The following is a 14,696-nucleotide window of genomic DNA, read 5'->3' on the forward strand; positions in this document are numbered from 1 at the left end:
GTGTCTTTTTGATTGGTCGTGTCGTTGACCGGGTGTGCTGGGTGGGGAGTTGGCTGCGGTCCGGTGTGATCTGGAGGACTTCGCGGCGGAGATGTTCGAGCCGTTCGCGCGGGTGGATCAGCGACGGTGGGGTGTGGTCTATCTGCGGGGTCTGCTGCTGGACGGCGGGCGTAAGTCGGTGGAGCCGATGGCCGCCCGCCTGGGCGAGGACGGGAACCGTCAGGCCCTGGCCCACTTCGTCACTTCCAGTCCGTGGGATGCAGCGCATGTGCGGGCCCGGTTGGCCTGGCGCATGGAGCCGGTCATCAAGCCCACCGCGCTGATCATCGATGACACCGGGTTCCTCAAGGACGGGGACGCGTCCGCGTGCGTGACCCGGCAGTACACCGGCACAGCGGGCAAAGTCACCAACTGCCAGGCCGGCGTCTCTCTGCACCTGGCTTCCCACGGTGCCTCGGCGGCGGTGAACTGGCGTCTGTTCCTGCCCGGGAGCTGGGACCCCGCCTCGCCGAAGGCAGATCCGGCCAAAGTGGCCCGCCGTGCCAGGTGCGCCATCCCCGCCGAGGTGGGCCATGTCGAGAAGTGGCAGCTGGCCCTCGACATGATCGACGAGACGCGGTCCTGGGGCATCGAAGTACCCCAGGTCATCACCGACGGCGGCTACGGGGACACCGCCGCCTTCCGGCTCGGCCTGGAAGAACGCGGTCTCGACTATGTGGTGGGCATCTCGACCACGACCACGGCGCACCCCGGGGATGCACAGCCGTGCACCCCGGCCTACCCCGGCCTGGGCCGACGGCCGGTCCCGGCCTACCCCGAGCGAGCACAGACCGTGAAGAGCCTGGTCATCGCGGCCGGGAAACGCGCCGCGCGGCCGGTGCAGTGGCGGGAGGGATCGAGGCCGGGCAGTGGCCGCAGCGGGCGCAAGCGCATGTACTCGCGCTTCGTGGCCCTGCGGGTCCGGCCTGCCGGACGGGAGATCCGCAAGGCCACGGCTGGCACCGGGCTCCCGGTCCGCTGGCTGCTGGCCGAATGGCCCGCCGACCAGGACGAGCCCGTGCAGTTCTGGCTCTCCAACCTGCCCGAGACCACTCCGCTGCCCGTCCTCGTGCGCACCGCGAAGCTCCGCTGGCGCATCGAGAACGACTACCGCGAGATGAAGCAGACCCTGGGCCTGGCCCACTTCGAAGGCCGGACATGGCCAGGCTGGCACCACCACGTCACCCTCGTCTCGGTCGCCCACGCCTTCTGCACCCTGCAGCGACTGAGCCGATCCCCAAAAGAGACGGCGTCGGCCTGAGCCTCTACCAAGTCGTTCGCGAGCTGCAATTACTCCTCGCGATCTGGACCGGCGCCTGCCCCACCTGTCACCGCGACATGCCACACCCCGCACCAACATGACCAAGCACTACTAGTGTGATGCGGCAGAAATCCTGATGGTTAGTAAGTACCCTGTTGGCATGTCGCATTCGGGGCCTTCTGCTGTGGCGGTCACGTTGTCCGAGGCTGAGCGCGCCGAGTTGGTGCGCCGGACGAAGATGCCGCACCGGCGCTCGGCCGAGAAGGCCCGCATCATCCTGGCGTGTGCTGACGGCATGTCGAACGCGGGTGTCGCGCGGCTCGTCGGTGTCCAGGCCAAGACGGTCGGCAAGTGGCGTCGTGCTTTCGCCGCAGAGCGGATGGCGGGGCTTGAGGACGCCGGCTGGGTCGGCCGGCCGAAGGCCGATCTGATCCTCGACGATGCTGAGCGCAGGCAGCTGCAGCAGTGGGCCCGGCAGGCGAAGACCGCCCAGTTCCTCGCGTTACGGGCCAAGATCGTGCTGCGCTGCGCGGAGGGCGGGACGAACCAGCAGGCCGCGGCCGACCTCGGTATCGACAGGTCAACCGTGGACCGCTGGCGGGCCCGGTTCATCGCGAAACGCCTCGATGGCCTGCAGGACGAGCCGCGCTCGGGCCGGCCGCCTTCGATCCTCCTCGACCAGGTCGAGGAGGTCGTCGTGGCCACCCTGGAGTCGCTCCCGGGCCGGGACACGCACTGGTCACGGGCCTCGATGGCCCAGCGCACCGGCCTGTCGAAGTCGACGATCGGGCGGATCTGGAAGCGGTTCGACCTCAAGCCTCACCTGCAGGACTCCTTCAAGCTGTCCACCGATCCGCAGTTCGTCGCCAAGGTCGTCGACGTTGTCGGCCTGTACCACCACCCGCCCGAGAAGGCGGTCGTGCTCTGCGTGGACGAGAAGAGCCAGATCCAGGCGCTGGACCGCTCCCAGCCAGTGCTGCCGATGATGCCGGGCATGCCCGAACGCCGCACCCACGACTACCTGCGGCACGGCATCACCAGCCTGTTCGCAGCCTTCAACATCGCCGACGGCACCGTCATATCGGCACTTCACCGCCGCCACCGGGCGATCGAGTTCAAGAAGTTCCTGATCCGGATCGACAAGGCGGTGCCCGCCGGGCTCGACGTGCACCTCGTCTGTGACAACTACGCCACCCACAACACTGCCGAGATCAGGACGTGGCTCGGCAAACACCCCCGCTTCCACGTCCATTTCACCCCCACCGGCTCCTCCTGGATGAACCAGGTCGAGCGGTGGTTCGGCCTGCTGACCGACAAGCTCATCCGCCGCGGCGTCCACACCTCCGTGAAGGCACTGGAGAACGACATCACCGCGTGGATCGACACCTGGAACGAGAAACCGCGCCCCTTCACCTGGACCAAGACAGCCGACGAGATCCTCAAATCCCTCGCCGACTACCTCACCAAGGTCGGAACCACCGCCCCGAAAACAGAGCAGAACTAACCATCAGGATTTCTGGCGCATCACACTAGTGCCGCGACCGGCAAGGTTTGCCCCGTCGTGACGTGTCGCCCGTTTGCTGCGCCGGGCGGCATCGGACGGCCAGAATTGATCACGTGGCTGAACGTGTGCAGGTCCGGGAGATCGATTGAGGCGCCCTCCCTCGCGCAGCGTTCCGAGGTCGACGGGGGGCGAAGCCGAACTCGGAGGTCAGGTCTCTCACGGTGTTCTTGGCGTCGGCGTCGTCGCCGGCGAGGAACAGCACCTGCCGCCCCGCCTCGTGGCGGGGATCGGGTGCGATGAACTGCGCGTAGAGGGCGTTGAACGCCTTGACCACGCGTGCGCCGGGAAGCAGGGAGGCCACGTATTCGCTTCCGGTGAGGTCGCCCAGGTCGGCGATCTCCGGGTTCGGGGGAAGGGAGGCGAACTGGTTGGTAGCGTCGATGACGACGGTATTGTCCAGGCGGGGGAGCCCGGCGACGGCGTCAGGGGTCTGCGGCCAGCGGACCGCCAGCACGACGAGGTCCGCGGTGGCGGCCTCCGCAGGGGTCGCGGCTGCCGCGAGCGCGCCGAGGTCTTTGACCAGTGGGGCCAGGGAGGCCGGCCCTCGGCTGTTGCTGAGCACGACCTCGTGGCCGTGACGGATCGCGTGCCGGGCGATGGCCTGAGCGACTGCTCCGGCTCCGAGCATTCCGATCTTCATCAGGCGGCCCCGTGTCCGGAGTCGGCCGTCCGCGGTGTGGTGAGCAAGACGGTTCCGCTCTTGGCCGGGCGGCGGGCGTGCTCGACGGCCGCCTTGAAGTCGGCGAGGTCGTAGCTGGCCGCGACTTCAAGCAGGTCCGGCGTGTTCTGCGCCAGGTCCTGGGCAAAGGCGACGTCCTGGGCCCTCTCCTTGGGGGTGCGGCTCATCCAGCGCAGTATCGACACCCCCCGCACCGTCAGCGCCCGCGCCACGAGGGGAAGCGCCTCCAACGGTGTCGTGCCGGAACCCAGCCGCCCGTAGGAGATCAGGGTGCCGGGACCTGTCCCCGAGTGGTGGACACCTCTGAGCCCGGCCCCGGTAGGGGCCGGGTAGGAGGCATCTTTTATGGTGATGAAGGTCTACTCGCCCGAGTTCAAGGCGGACGCCGTCGCGCTGTACCTGTCGGACCCGGGCCACACCTTCGAGGGCGTCGGCAAGGACCTGGGGATCAGCCGGGAGACGCTGCGCAACTGGGTACGGACCGAACGGGCCCGACACGGCGGGGGCAGCACGACGAGTACGAGCACGGAGAAGAACACGGTGGATTCCCCGCCGACGGCCGAAGAGCTTCAGGCCGAGAACGAGGCCCTGCGCCGTGAGCTGGCGACGGTGCGCAAGGAGAACCAGAAACTGGCCACCGAGCGTGACATCCTACGCAAGGCCACGAAGTTTTTCGCACAAGAGATGACCTGGTGACCAACCGCTTCCAGTTCGTCGAGGACCACCACCGCGCCTGGGGCGTGAAGCGGTTGTGTCACGTGCTGGAGGTCGCCCGCTCCAGCTTCTACAAATGGCGGGCCGGCCGTCAGGCCCGCGCCGCGCGCGAGCGGGGCGGACGCCGCGCTCGCCGAGCGGATCAGGGCCGTGCACGCCGAATGGGACGGCACCTACGGTCGCCCGCGGATCACCGCCGAGCTGCGCGACCAGGGCGAGCACGTGAACCACAAGCGTGTCGGACGGGTCATGCGCAAGTACGGCATCGCCGGGCTGCGGCTGCGCAAGCGCCAGGTCACCACCGTGCCCGAACCGTCCGCGACGCCGGTGCCGGACCTCTTCCGGCGCGACTTCACCGCCACCGCCCCGAACACCAAGTACGTCGGCGACATCACGTACTTGCCGGTGGGCGACGGCCAGTTCCTGTATCTGGCGACGGTGATCGACTGCTTCTCGCGCCGCCTGGTGGGCTGGTCGATCGCCGACCACATGCGCACCTCGCTGGTCGCCGACGCGCTCCAGGCAGCCGCCGCGACCCGCGGCAGCCTGGCCGGAGCCGTCTTCCACAGCGATCACGGAGTGCAATACACCTCCCGCCAATTCGGCGATGTATGCGCTGAGTTGGGGGTGCGACAGTCCATGGGTGCGGTCGGCACGAGCGCGGACAATGCGCTCGCCGAGAGCTTCAACGCGGCCCTCAAACGCGAGACGCTCCGCGGCGCCCGCCGCTTCGACGGGGCCCGCGCCTGCCGCCTGGCCGTCTTCCGCTGGACCACCCGCTACAACACCCGCCGACGACACTCAGCGAACGGACAGCAGGCACCGATCGCCTACGAGCAACGGTCAGCTACCCTGACACTCGCCGCATAACAACACGAACAGGTGTCCACTCCTCCGGGACAAGGCCCGCCGCCGTCGGCGAGCAGTTCGGCGAGGTCCTGGGTCATGGCACCGCCGATGCTGTCGAGGACCACGTGGACGCCCCGCTCGCCGGCATGCCGGCGGACATCAACGCACCCCTTGCCGCTGCCGGCGAACTCCAGCGCGACCTCCAGCGGGAACTGACCTACGACGGACTGCGCGCCGCCGAGGCCAAGGGCGCGACGGGCGGACACCGCCCCGCCGTCCCAGCCGACAAGACGCCGGCGTGCGCGCCACGTACCTGGAGGGCCGCTCCATCGCGAACAGTGGGCGCGGATCGAGCCGTTGCTCCCGTCCCGGACGCCTATGCGGGGCCGCTGGCGGGATCGCCCGTAGGTGATCGACGCGATCGCCTCAAGTTCCCGACCGGAACGCGGCGGGTGCATCTGCCGGAGAAGTGCGGCGACTGGCGAGGCGACCCGCTACGACAAGACAGTCGCCATCTGCCTGGCCGGGCTCCACATCGCAGGCGTCCCCCTCTGGTCCGCCCGATGATCCGAACGAAACCGCCTGGCCGCTCGGCAGGACTCGCTGTCGCCCCGCATGAGAAGACGCACTCGACCGTCGGTGCAGAACGGTTGCGCCAGACGCTTTCGCCGCAGGCCGAGGCTCGGAGCCACCTGAGCCGCCTGCTGATTTCGGGGCACCGACCTCTGAGGCGGTTATTTACCGACGGCGGCAAGGCTGTCGCGTCCAACGGAGTGCTCGGCAACCCGCGCGGCATGTCCTCTGAGCTGGGCTTTGCCTGCCTGAACGGCGTCGCCATCCCGCTCACGACGCACGCAACGATCCGTTATCGGCAACTCACGTAAGCTTCGTACATGACTGGCTCACCTTCTCCTCGTACTGCATCTCCGCGCGCGACACGTCGGCAGGTGCTGATCAAGGTCGCCGGCGAGCTGTTCAACGAGCGTGCCTTCGATGCGGTCACCACGGAGATGATCGGCTCCCGCGCCGGCGTGACCGGCCCCGCCCTCTACCGGCACTTCCCCAGCAAGCAGGCGTTGCTCATCGCCGTGCTTGAGGATCCGTTGAACGAGCTGCTGGAGAACGCGCGCAGGACGGCAGCCGAGATCTCGGATCCACGCCAGGCACTCGAAGCGATGATCGACTACCACGTCAGACGCACTCTCGACAACGTGCCGTCCACGCTGGTGTTCCTGAAGAACGAACACAATGTCCCCGACGACGAACGCCATCGCATGCGACGCATGATGCGCCTGTACGCCGAGGAGTGGAGCGGCCTGCTCACACGGCTGCGGCCCGATCTGTCGGACGCCCAGACCCGCGTCCTGACCCACGCCGTCTTCTCGATGATCAACGCCGTCCCGCAATTCAACAGCGGACTCGACCCCGAGACCGTAGCAACCACCATCCGCACCGCCGCCATCAACGCACTGCTCATCCCAGCGGACACCATCTGACACGAGAGCGCGGGTGTGCGGTCGCTCTCGATGGGTGCCGTGCTCGGTATCAGCGCCGCCATGGCGACCACCTCCCAGGTGTGGTCGTGGCCGCGCAGGCTTGTGACGACCCGCCTTTCGAAGTTCCGCGAGAAGAATGGCGTGTAGGCGGGGCCATAGACCGTCCTCGGTCCAGTCCCGCAGACGCCGTCAGCACGCCACCCCGGCTGCGGCCGATCGTCTCGGTCGGCACGTCCGCCCAGGTCACGCCCATGCGCAGAACATAGACGATCCCGCGCAGAGCCGAACGGTCGTCCGCCGGCAGTCGGCCGGGACACCGACGCCGCGACGGTGGAGGCGACAGCAACGGAGCGGCACCAGCCCACAGATCATCAGGCACAAGATCATCCGACACCTGCGGAACTCTGCCGCCCACCGGCCCGACTGCCAAGTCCCCGACTCGGACTCACGTTTCAGGAGCGGTCGCAGCCCCAGGTGCGCGGTGGAACGTGCCAGGGCGCGCGGCAACGTGTGGTCAACGCCTATGCGGCGCAGCCGTTTCCACTGGCTCAGCTAGCAAGATCGCACCCTCGTCGACGTCGGTACGCCCCGCGTGGTCGGCGGTGCATGCTCAGTCCGTCCCTCTTTGTTACCAGTAACTAACGGTGTATGCCTCCTGTTGGAGCCTTGACCAGGGATGGGCAATCTTCTACGTTATTGATGATTAACATTTCGAGCGGAAGGGTTGTCATGGACTTCATCCTCATGACTGAGGGAGACACCCCGGTCGGGCTCACGCATGAGCACCGCTATCGGGAGCTGATCGAGGAGGTGCTGCTGGCGGAGCGGGTGGGCTTCGATGCCTTCGGCAGTTCCGAGCAGCACGTCGCCCTGGGTACGGCCTCGGTCTCGGCTCCGGAGGTGCTCTACCCCTACCTGATGGCCCTCACGAGCCGAATCCGCTTCATCCACCTCGTGACGCTGCTGCCGACCCGGATGAACCACGCCCTGCGCGTCGCGGAACGCGTCGCCACCGAGGACATCCTCTCCAACGGCCGCGTTGAACTGGGCACCGGCCGCGGTAACACCACACTCGCGCTGCGCGCGTTCGAGGTCGACCCCTCGGAGAACAAGGCCCAATGGCGCGAAGGCATCGAGCTGATCCGTCGCGCCTTCCTGGACGACGTGTTCTCCTACGTGGGCGACCACTACAAGATCCCGCCCCGCAGCCTCGTCCCCAAGCCCCTGCAGGGCCCCTACCCGCCCATCTCGGCCGCCGCCGGCAGCCCGGGCTCCGTCGAGACCGCCGCCTCCATGGGTATCGGCGCCATCATGGGCGGCCTCTACCTCGGCTACGACCTCGTCGAGAACATGGTCAAGCTCTATGACAAGACCCTCGCCGCCACGGACCACCCCTACCCGATCACCCCGCGCAAGATGGTCGCCGTCGCCGGTGGTATGCACTGCGCCGAGACCACCGCACAGGCCCGCACCGAAGCAAAGCCCCTGTTCGAGATGGCCAAGCTCTCCACCGACGCCTACGAACGCCTCTCCAAGCTGTCGAAGGACTACGCCTACATGGGCGCCGTCAAGGACATCGACTTCAACGACGAGGAGTACATGTTCGAACGCTCCCAGGGCTTCATGGTCGGCGACCCCGACCACTGCGCCGAACACGTCCAGCGCTACGCCGACATGGGCGTCGACGCACTCGTCCTGCGAGTCGACAGCCTCCCCCACCACCAGCTCATGCGCTCCATCGAACTCTTCGGCAAGTACGTCATCCCCCGCTTCAAGAACCCCCGCAACGTGGTCCGCTCAGCCGACGACGTCCTCGCCGACATCCGCGCCGCACGCCCCGCCCACGAAGAAGCACTCCGCCAATACCACGCCAACCACACCAAGGGGACTGCGTGATGACCCACGACGTGGACTCCTTGTCCTTCGAGCCGTTGACCCCGACGTCGTATCTGGATCGTGCCGCGGCGGCGCACGGAGACCGGGTCGCGGTGGTGGATGGGCAGTCCCGGTGGACCTATGCGGCGCTGCGTGACCGGTGTCAGCGGTTGGCAGGTGGGTTGGCACCGCTGGCCGAAGGCCGCCCGGTGGCGGTGCTGTCGCCGAACACCCATGTGTCGTTGGAGGTGCATTTCGGGGTGCCGTGGGCGGGGGCGCCGCTGGTCGCGGTGAACACGCGGCTCGCAGTAGACGACGTTGCCTACATCCTGGAGCACTCCAAGGCCGCCGTGCTGATCCATGACCCGTCGTTCGACGGGTTGGTGGACGAGGTCCTCACCCGGCTGGACGCTCCGCCACACCGGATCCGGTCGGGGCGGGAGTACGAGGATCTACTGGCTGATTCGGAGCCGCTGCACCTGACCCCGGCCGATGAGCGGTCTCTGCTGTCGATCAACTACACCTCCGGGACCACAGGTCGCCCCAAGGGCGTGATGTACCACCACCGGGGGGCGTTCCTGCAGGCCGTGGCCATGGTGGGGCACACGGGACTGACGCCGTCGAGCGTGTACCTGTGGACGCTGCCGATGTTCCACTGCAACGGATGGACGTTCCCATGGGCGGTGACCGCAGCGGCCGCGACGCATGTCTGCCTGCCGAAGGCGGACCCGGCGGAGATCTGGCGACTACTCCGGGAAGAGGGTGTCACGCACCTCAATGGGGCGCCGACGGTGCTGTCGATGATCGCCGATGCCAATGAGGCCGCGCCGCTGGACCGCAAGGTGCGCATCGCGACTGGTGGGGCGCCGCCGTCACCGGCAATCCTGCGTCGGACGTCGGAGCTTGGGTTCGAGGTCACACACCTGTACGGGCTGACCGAGACCTACGGCCCGGCGATGCTGTGCGACTGGCGCCCGGAGTGGAACGACCGCGACGCCGACGCGAAAGCGCGGCTCAAGTCGCGCCAGGGCGTCGGGAACATGATCTCGTGCGTGCCGCGGGTGATCGCGAACGATGGCACCGACGTTCCTGCTGACGGTGTCACCACGGGACAGATCGCATTGCGCGGCAACAACCTCATGCTCGGCTACCTCGACGACCTGGAGGCCACCCTGGCAGCGGTGCCGGACGGGTGGTTCCGGACCGGTGACATCGGCGTCGTGCACGCTGACGGGTACGTTGAACTGCGTGACCGCTCGAAGGACGTGATTATCTCCGGGGGAGAGAACATCGCATCAGTCGAGGTGGAGCAGGCGATCGAGGATCATCCAGCGGTGTTGGAGGCTGCGGTGATCGCCGTTCCGGACGAGCGCTGGGGTGAAGTCCCCGCCGCCTATGTGCGCTTGAAGGACGGTGCCACGGCCACTGAGGCGGAGATCATCGAGCATGTGAAGGGCAGATTGGCGCGGTTCAAGGTGCCGAAAACGGTCACGTTTACAGAGCTTCCGAAGACTTCCACGGGGAAGATCCAGAAGTTCGTGTTGCGTGAGCATGCCTGGGCCGGGAGCGAAAAACGCATCCGGTGAAGCGACAGCAGCGACGGCGGTCGACCAGGTCGCTTCATGGGGCGAGGGCGCATCGGGTGAGTCAAGCGCAGTGGATCTGTCCAGCATGACGCAGGCGCCTGTGGCACCGCATGGGTGGATATCTGAACGCTGACAGCGACCCCGGCTGAAGCCGTGAAGCCGCATCTACCGAAGTCCGGTCAGCGCGGGGGCCGTTGGGAGAGTCATCGCAGGGTGGTCAACGGAATTCTTTTCCGGCAGCACACCGGGGTACCGTGGCGGAATCTGCCTGCGCGTTTCGGTCGGTGGAAGACCGCGCGGGAGCGCGTAAGAAACCCCCGCGGCTCCCGGGGAAAAGACACACGCCCCCGCAGCACCGCCCCGATGAGGGCCCGGGACGCTCACGGGGCGGCCTGACCTGCAAGATCCAGCTTGCCGGTGAGGGCGGACGCCGCCCACTTGCCTTGCTGATCACCCCAGGTCAGTGGGGCGACGCTCCGCAGCTCGTCCCCGCACGGGGACCTCGTGCGACGCACACGTGCGGCCGGGAGTGCGCCCCATCGCTTCGCGGGAACCGGATGCGCGCCACCGGCCGTCGTTCAGGCCCGGGTGTAGCCGCCGTCGGCGAAGAGTTCGGCGCCGGTGACGAACGACGAGGCGTCCGAGGCCAGGAAGAGGGCGGCCTCGGCGATTTCCTCGGCGTCGGCCAGCCGCCCCAGTGGCACGGTGGCCTCGGCGAACTGATCGGCGGCCGACCCTGCGGCGCCCAGCAGGCCAGGGGTCCGCGTGGGACCCGGGCTGAGCACGTTGACCCGGAATCGGCGCTCCCGTGACTGCCGTGCCCAGTTGTGCACGAGATTGCTCACCGCCGCCTTCGAGGCGCTGTAGACCTCGAGCTGCTCATTGGGCCGCACGCTGTTTGCTCGAGCCGACGACCACGATGGAGGCGTTCTCCGCCAGCAGCGGGAGCGCCTTCTGAACGGTGAAGAGTGTGCCCTTGACGTTGACGGCGAGCGTCAGGTCGACGTTCACCTCGGTGTGGGCTCCGAGCGCGGCGTCCGCGGCGATTCCCGCGTTGGCCACCAGCACGTCGATGCGTCCGGCCTCCTCGCGGACTCGCGCGTAGAGCGCGTCCAGGTCGGCCAGGTTAGACGTCGGATCGTACGCCGGTGGCCGCGGGGCCCATCTCCTTGACTGCTGCCTCGAGGCGGCCGATGTCCCGGCCGGTCACGAAGACCCGTGCGCCCTCCCGGACGAAGCGGTGGGCGATGGCCAGCCCGATCCCGCTGGTCCCTCCGGTGATCACGGCCACCTTCTCCTGCAGTACGCCTGGCATGTCGAACCCCTTCAGTTCTGGAATAGATCGTCCATAACGTAAGCGGTAATGGACGATCGAGTCAAGAATGGATAGAGTGCGACCATGCCGAGACCACGCGCATTCGACGAACGCCAAGTCCTGGAGCGGGCCCGGGAACAGTTCTGGGCGACCGGCTATGCGGGAACCCGGATGGACGACATCGCCCAGGCGACTGGCCTCGGCAAGGGCAGCCTGTACGGCGCGTTCGGCGACAAGGGCAAGCTGTTCCACCGTGTATTCGGCGACTGGTGCGCCGCAGTCGTTGAGGTGGCCGAAGGGCGGCTGGCAGGTGGCCCGGACGCAGAGGCCTTGGCCCGGCTGTCGGGATACGTGCACCTGATGGCGGAGAACGCCGCCTCAGACACCGAGCGCCGCGGGTGCCTGTTGGCCAAGGGCGCGGCGGAACTGGCCCAGCACGATCCGACGGTCGCCGGACGGTCGGCCGAGACCATGACGGCACTGCTGACCCTGCTGCGGGCGGAGATCAGCGCCGCCCAGCGCCACGGCGACATCGATAGCGCTGCGGATCCGGAGCGGCTGGCGGCACTGCTGCTGACGGTGGTCCGCGGTATCGAGGCGGTAGGCAAGGCCGGCCTGGACCCGGAGACGCTGCGGAACATCGCAGACACCGCACTGGCGGTCCTGCCCATGCCCGAGGGGCAGAAACAGAAACGCTCCGCAACCCGGCGCAGTCCGGCCCGCGAGAACTGACGTGGTGCCGTAGGGCGTGTTTCGAAAGTGCTGGTCACAGCCATCCGTTGATGGCCGCGACCAGCACGGTCGCCTCATAGCGGACGGCGAGCTTGTCATACCTCGTCGCCACCGCGCGGTGGCGCTTGAGGCGATTGATTCCGCACTTCACCGCGTGGCGCTCTTTGTAGTCGGCAGCGTCGAACTGCGGTGGCCGGCCACCGCGGGAATCGCGCTTCTTGCGGTTGGCGGTCTGGTCGCGCTTCTCCGGGATCGTGCAGCGGATGCCGCGCTTGCGCAGGTGGGCGCGGTTCGCGCGGGAGCCGTACGCCTTGTCGGCGCGAACCTTGTCCGGCCGGGTACGCGGACGGCCCGGCCCGAGCCGAGGCACCCGGATACGGCCCAGGACCACCTGGAACTGCGGGGAGTCACCGCGCTGTCCGGCCGTGATCACCAGCGACATCGGCTTCTGGGCCTGCTTGACCGCCAGGTGCAACTTGGTGGTCAGCCCACCCCGGGAGCGTCCGAGACCGTCGTCGTCCGGCTCGGTGAACAGACCACCGGGCGGCTCGATCCGCAGATCCCCTTTTTGCGGGCACCGGCCGCATGCTGGTGGGCGCGGGCGATGGTGGAGTCCACCGAGACGTCCCAGGTGATCAGTCCTTCGGCATCGGCCCGGGCCTGCAGTTGCCCGAAGATGCGGTGCCAGGTGCCGTCCCGCTGCCAACGGCGGAACAGTCCGTACACCGTCCCCCATGGGCCGTACCGCTTGGGCACGTCCCGCCACGGAGCACCGGCGCGGGTGCGCCAGCGTATGCCGTCTGTCAGCTGCCGCTTGGTGTGTACCGGCAGTCGTCCGGACTTCTTTCCAACAGGGAGCAGGGGCTCCAGCTTCGCCCACTGCGCATTCGTCAGATCGTGCCTCTCCATGAGGTGGATCTTGACACATCAAGATCCACTTCTGAAAAACGCCCAAAGTCGCACAACCAGCCGCGTCCGCGGTTTGACAATCGCACAGGGAGGTTCCTGAAACGCGAGATCCACCAGAGCTATAGGACTCCATGTCTTCTGAGGAGTCAGTTGTCCCACCTCGGGGATGAGTCAATGACCGTTGTGGTCTCTCCTCTTCCGACGGGCAGATGGCTGCCTTCGAAGCTGTACTTGGACTCAGTCAGGGGGTCAGCACCTCTACCAAGCGGGGGTTGCCCCCATTACCTGCCGTGCCTCCACCGCGTAGCGTGATCGTCGTTCCCAGTTCTGTTCGAATCGATGGAGGAATAGCGACAATGAGGTACAGGCTTCGTCGGCGGGGTGGTCGGCAAGGGAAGCGCCTCGTGGCCCTGGCGACGGCCACCGCGGCGCTTGTTTCGGGGATGACGGTGTCGGGAAGTGGGCCGGCCGTCGCGCACGCAGTGGTGGAGCCGTCCGTTCGCAGTGCCACCGCGTCACTGCGAAGTGACCTCAAGAAATATCTGGACGCTCAGGGCGCCAAGGACCATTTCTCAGCGGTCTCCCTTCGGGTGACCTATGCCGATCAGCGACCTGATATCTCGGTTGATGCGGGGACGTTCCGCTACGGCGCTGGTCGACCGGTGAACAGCACGGCGCTGTGGCAGATAGGCAGCAACACCAAGGCGTTCACGTCCGTGCTGCTGCTTCAACTGGAGGCCGAAGGAAAACTGTCCATACGGGACAAGCTGGGAAAGTGGCTTCCCCAGTATCCGGCGTGGCGCGATGTCACCATCGAGCAACTGCTGTCGATGACCAGCGGCATCCCCAACTACACCGAGCAGAATGCGTTCCTGAAGGATTTCGACGCCCATCCGTCCACGCGCTTCACGCTGGAGCGCCTGATGTCCTATGTGGAGGGCCAGCCGCTGGGTCCCGCGACGTACGAGTACTCGAATACGAACTACCTCCTCGCGCAGATGATTGTCGAACGAGCGTCGCACGATACGTACGATGAGCAGCTCGCTGAGCGCATCATCGAACCTCTCGGAATGAACGACACCTGCCTCCCCCCGGACTGCCCTCCGGGTACGGCCTCGCGCATGCCGACGCCGTACTCCACCCATTCCGACCTGCCGAAGCATCTCAACAAGTCGGTTCCTCCGCTCGCCCTGTCCTGGGCGCAAGGGGCGGGTGGCCTGGTGAGTTCACTGAGGGACATGACGGCTTGGGACAGGGCGCTGTACAGCGGTCGACTGCTGCCCCCAGCGCAGCAGCGCGAGCTGGAGTCCCTGGTCTCGATGAAGACGAGTAAGCCCATCAAGAACGTCACGGCCGACGATCCCTTCGGTTTCGGGCTCGGTCTCGTGAAGATCGTCCATCCTGTGGCCGGGACGGTCTGGTTCTATGAGGGGGCCACTTATGGAAACCGGGTGCTGCACATGTACTTCCCGAAGACTGGCATGATCATCGCCCTTACTGTCAACAGCGCCGTTGGCGAGGGGGACACGCTGCCCGACCTCGCCGGTACCGTCTACAAGACTCTTTCGGCGCAGAAGGCACAGGCTTTCCCCCGGCATCAGTAGCCCCGGAGCCAGCTGCGTGACTTCCAGGTAGCTGCACTGCGAGGTCTGAGCTCCCTCTTCCTGAGCTTGGCCT

General features: G+C 67.1%; 12 protein-coding genes and 3 pseudogenes. 10 read left to right on the forward strand and 5 right to left on the reverse strand.

What is annotated here, in order from left to right; translation table 11 throughout:
• The first annotated feature begins 34 nt into the window (after positions 1-34).
• Positions 35-1,300, forward strand: coding sequence for an IS701 family transposase (locus ACU6P3_RS27110; protein WP_447194508.1), 1,266 nt, complete (start codon positions 35-37; stop codon positions 1,298-1,300).
• 184 nt (positions 1,301-1,484) lie between these two features.
• Positions 1,485-2,804, forward strand: coding sequence for an IS630 family transposase (locus ACU6P3_RS27115; protein WP_447198078.1), 1,320 nt, complete (start codon positions 1,485-1,487; stop codon positions 2,802-2,804).
• A 109-nt stretch (positions 2,805-2,913) separates the two neighbouring features.
• Here the strand turns inward: ACU6P3_RS27115 and ACU6P3_RS27120 are convergent, their stop codons facing one another.
• Both ACU6P3_RS27120 and ACU6P3_RS27125 read right to left on the reverse strand, forming a co-directional pair.
• The gene (locus ACU6P3_RS27120; RefSeq protein ID WP_447194509.1) at positions 2,914-3,504 is read right to left on the reverse strand and encodes an NADPH-dependent F420 reductase; all 591 of its coding nucleotides are present in this window, start codon (positions 3,502-3,504) and stop codon (positions 2,914-2,916) included.
• Complete coding sequence (locus ACU6P3_RS27125) at positions 3,504-3,710, reverse strand: hypothetical protein (protein WP_447194510.1); 207 nt, start codon at positions 3,708-3,710, stop codon at positions 3,504-3,506. The genes ACU6P3_RS27120 and ACU6P3_RS27125 overlap by 1 nt, the downstream gene beginning before the upstream one ends.
• Before the next feature lie 178 nt (positions 3,711-3,888).
• On the opposite strand from ACU6P3_RS27125, the pseudogene ACU6P3_RS27130 reads away from it, so the two are divergent.
• The 3 genes and pseudogenes from ACU6P3_RS27130 to ACU6P3_RS27140 all read left to right on the forward strand — a co-directional run bounded on the left by ACU6P3_RS27130 (position 3,889) and on the right by ACU6P3_RS27140 (position 6,602).
• Positions 3,889-5,127: pseudogene (locus ACU6P3_RS27130) on the forward strand (IS3 family transposase).
• 104 nt (positions 5,128-5,231) lie between these two features.
• The gene (locus tag ACU6P3_RS27135; RefSeq protein ID WP_447194511.1) at positions 5,232-5,990 is read left to right on the forward strand and encodes a hypothetical protein; all 759 of its coding nucleotides are present in this window, start codon (positions 5,232-5,234) and stop codon (positions 5,988-5,990) included.
• Between the two features lie 63 nt (positions 5,991-6,053).
• Positions 6,054-6,602 carry a TetR/AcrR family transcriptional regulator gene (locus tag ACU6P3_RS27140; protein ID WP_447194512.1) on the forward strand — a complete coding sequence of 183 codons (549 nt, stop codon included), beginning with the start codon at positions 6,054-6,056 and terminating at the stop codon, positions 6,600-6,602.
• Positions 6,603-6,651: 49 nt separating this feature from the next.
• Here the strand turns inward: ACU6P3_RS27140 and ACU6P3_RS27145 are convergent, their stop codons facing one another.
• Complete coding sequence (locus ACU6P3_RS27145) at positions 6,652-7,017, reverse strand: transposase (RefSeq protein ID WP_447194513.1); 366 nt, start codon at positions 7,015-7,017, stop codon at positions 6,652-6,654.
• Between the two features lie 314 nt (positions 7,018-7,331).
• Between ACU6P3_RS27145 and ACU6P3_RS27150 the strand changes: the two genes are divergently transcribed.
• From ACU6P3_RS27150 to ACU6P3_RS27160, 3 genes and pseudogenes are all read left to right on the forward strand, one after another.
• Positions 7,332-8,498, forward strand: coding sequence for an LLM class flavin-dependent oxidoreductase (locus ACU6P3_RS27150; protein WP_447194514.1), 1,167 nt, complete (start codon positions 7,332-7,334; stop codon positions 8,496-8,498).
• Positions 8,498-10,063 carry an AMP-binding protein gene (locus tag ACU6P3_RS27155; RefSeq protein WP_447194515.1) on the forward strand — a complete coding sequence of 522 codons (1,566 nt, stop codon included), beginning with the start codon at positions 8,498-8,500 and terminating at the stop codon, positions 10,061-10,063. Before ACU6P3_RS27150 ends, ACU6P3_RS27155 begins: the two co-directional genes overlap by 1 nt.
• Positions 10,064-10,192: 129 nt before the next feature.
• Positions 10,193-10,551: pseudogene (locus tag ACU6P3_RS27160) on the forward strand (transposase); the annotation flags it as partial.
• Positions 10,552-10,641: 90 nt separating this feature from the next.
• Here the strand turns inward: ACU6P3_RS27160 and ACU6P3_RS27165 are convergent.
• Positions 10,642-11,378: pseudogene (locus ACU6P3_RS27165) on the reverse strand (SDR family NAD(P)-dependent oxidoreductase).
• Between the two features lie 84 nt (positions 11,379-11,462).
• On the opposite strand from ACU6P3_RS27165, the gene ACU6P3_RS27170 reads away from it, so the two are divergent.
• Entirely contained in the window at positions 11,463-12,110 is a 648-nt protein-coding gene (locus ACU6P3_RS27170) for a TetR/AcrR family transcriptional regulator (protein ID WP_447194516.1), read from the forward strand.
• A 34-nt stretch (positions 12,111-12,144) separates the two neighbouring features.
• On the opposite strand, the gene ACU6P3_RS27175 is transcribed toward ACU6P3_RS27170, so the two are convergent.
• A protein-coding gene (locus tag ACU6P3_RS27175) for an IS5 family transposase (RefSeq protein ID WP_447194517.1) occupies positions 12,145-13,019 on the reverse strand; the annotation gives its coding sequence in 2 pieces (ribosomal slippage) (positions 12,145-12,629 and positions 12,629-13,019; 876 coding nt in all).
• A gap of 404 nt (positions 13,020-13,423) precedes the next feature.
• On the opposite strand from ACU6P3_RS27175, the gene ACU6P3_RS27180 reads away from it, so the two are divergent.
• Complete coding sequence (locus tag ACU6P3_RS27180; RefSeq protein WP_447194518.1) at positions 13,424-14,623, forward strand: serine hydrolase domain-containing protein; 1,200 nt, start codon at positions 13,424-13,426, stop codon at positions 14,621-14,623.
• Positions 14,624-14,696 lie beyond the last annotated feature (73 nt).

The organism is Streptomyces hebeiensis (genome assembly GCF_052983195.1).

Coding starts and splice junctions, on each gene's coding strand:
- ACU6P3_RS27120 (WP_447194509.1), bottom strand. CDS start 3,504: ATGAAGATCGGAATGCTCGGAGCCGGAGCAGTCGCTCAGGCCATCGCC.
- ACU6P3_RS27125 (WP_447194510.1), bottom strand. CDS start 3,710: ATGAGCCGCACCCCCAAGGAGAGGGCCCAGGACGTCGCCTTTGCCCAG.
- ACU6P3_RS27150 (WP_447194514.1), top strand. CDS start 7,332: ATGGACTTCATCCTCATGACTGAGGGAGACACCCCGGTCGGGCTCACG.
- ACU6P3_RS27155 (WP_447194515.1), top strand. CDS start 8,498: ATGACCCACGACGTGGACTCCTTGTCCTTCGAGCCGTTGACCCCGACG.
- ACU6P3_RS27170 (WP_447194516.1), top strand. CDS start 11,463: ATGCCGAGACCACGCGCATTCGACGAACGCCAAGTCCTGGAGCGGGCC.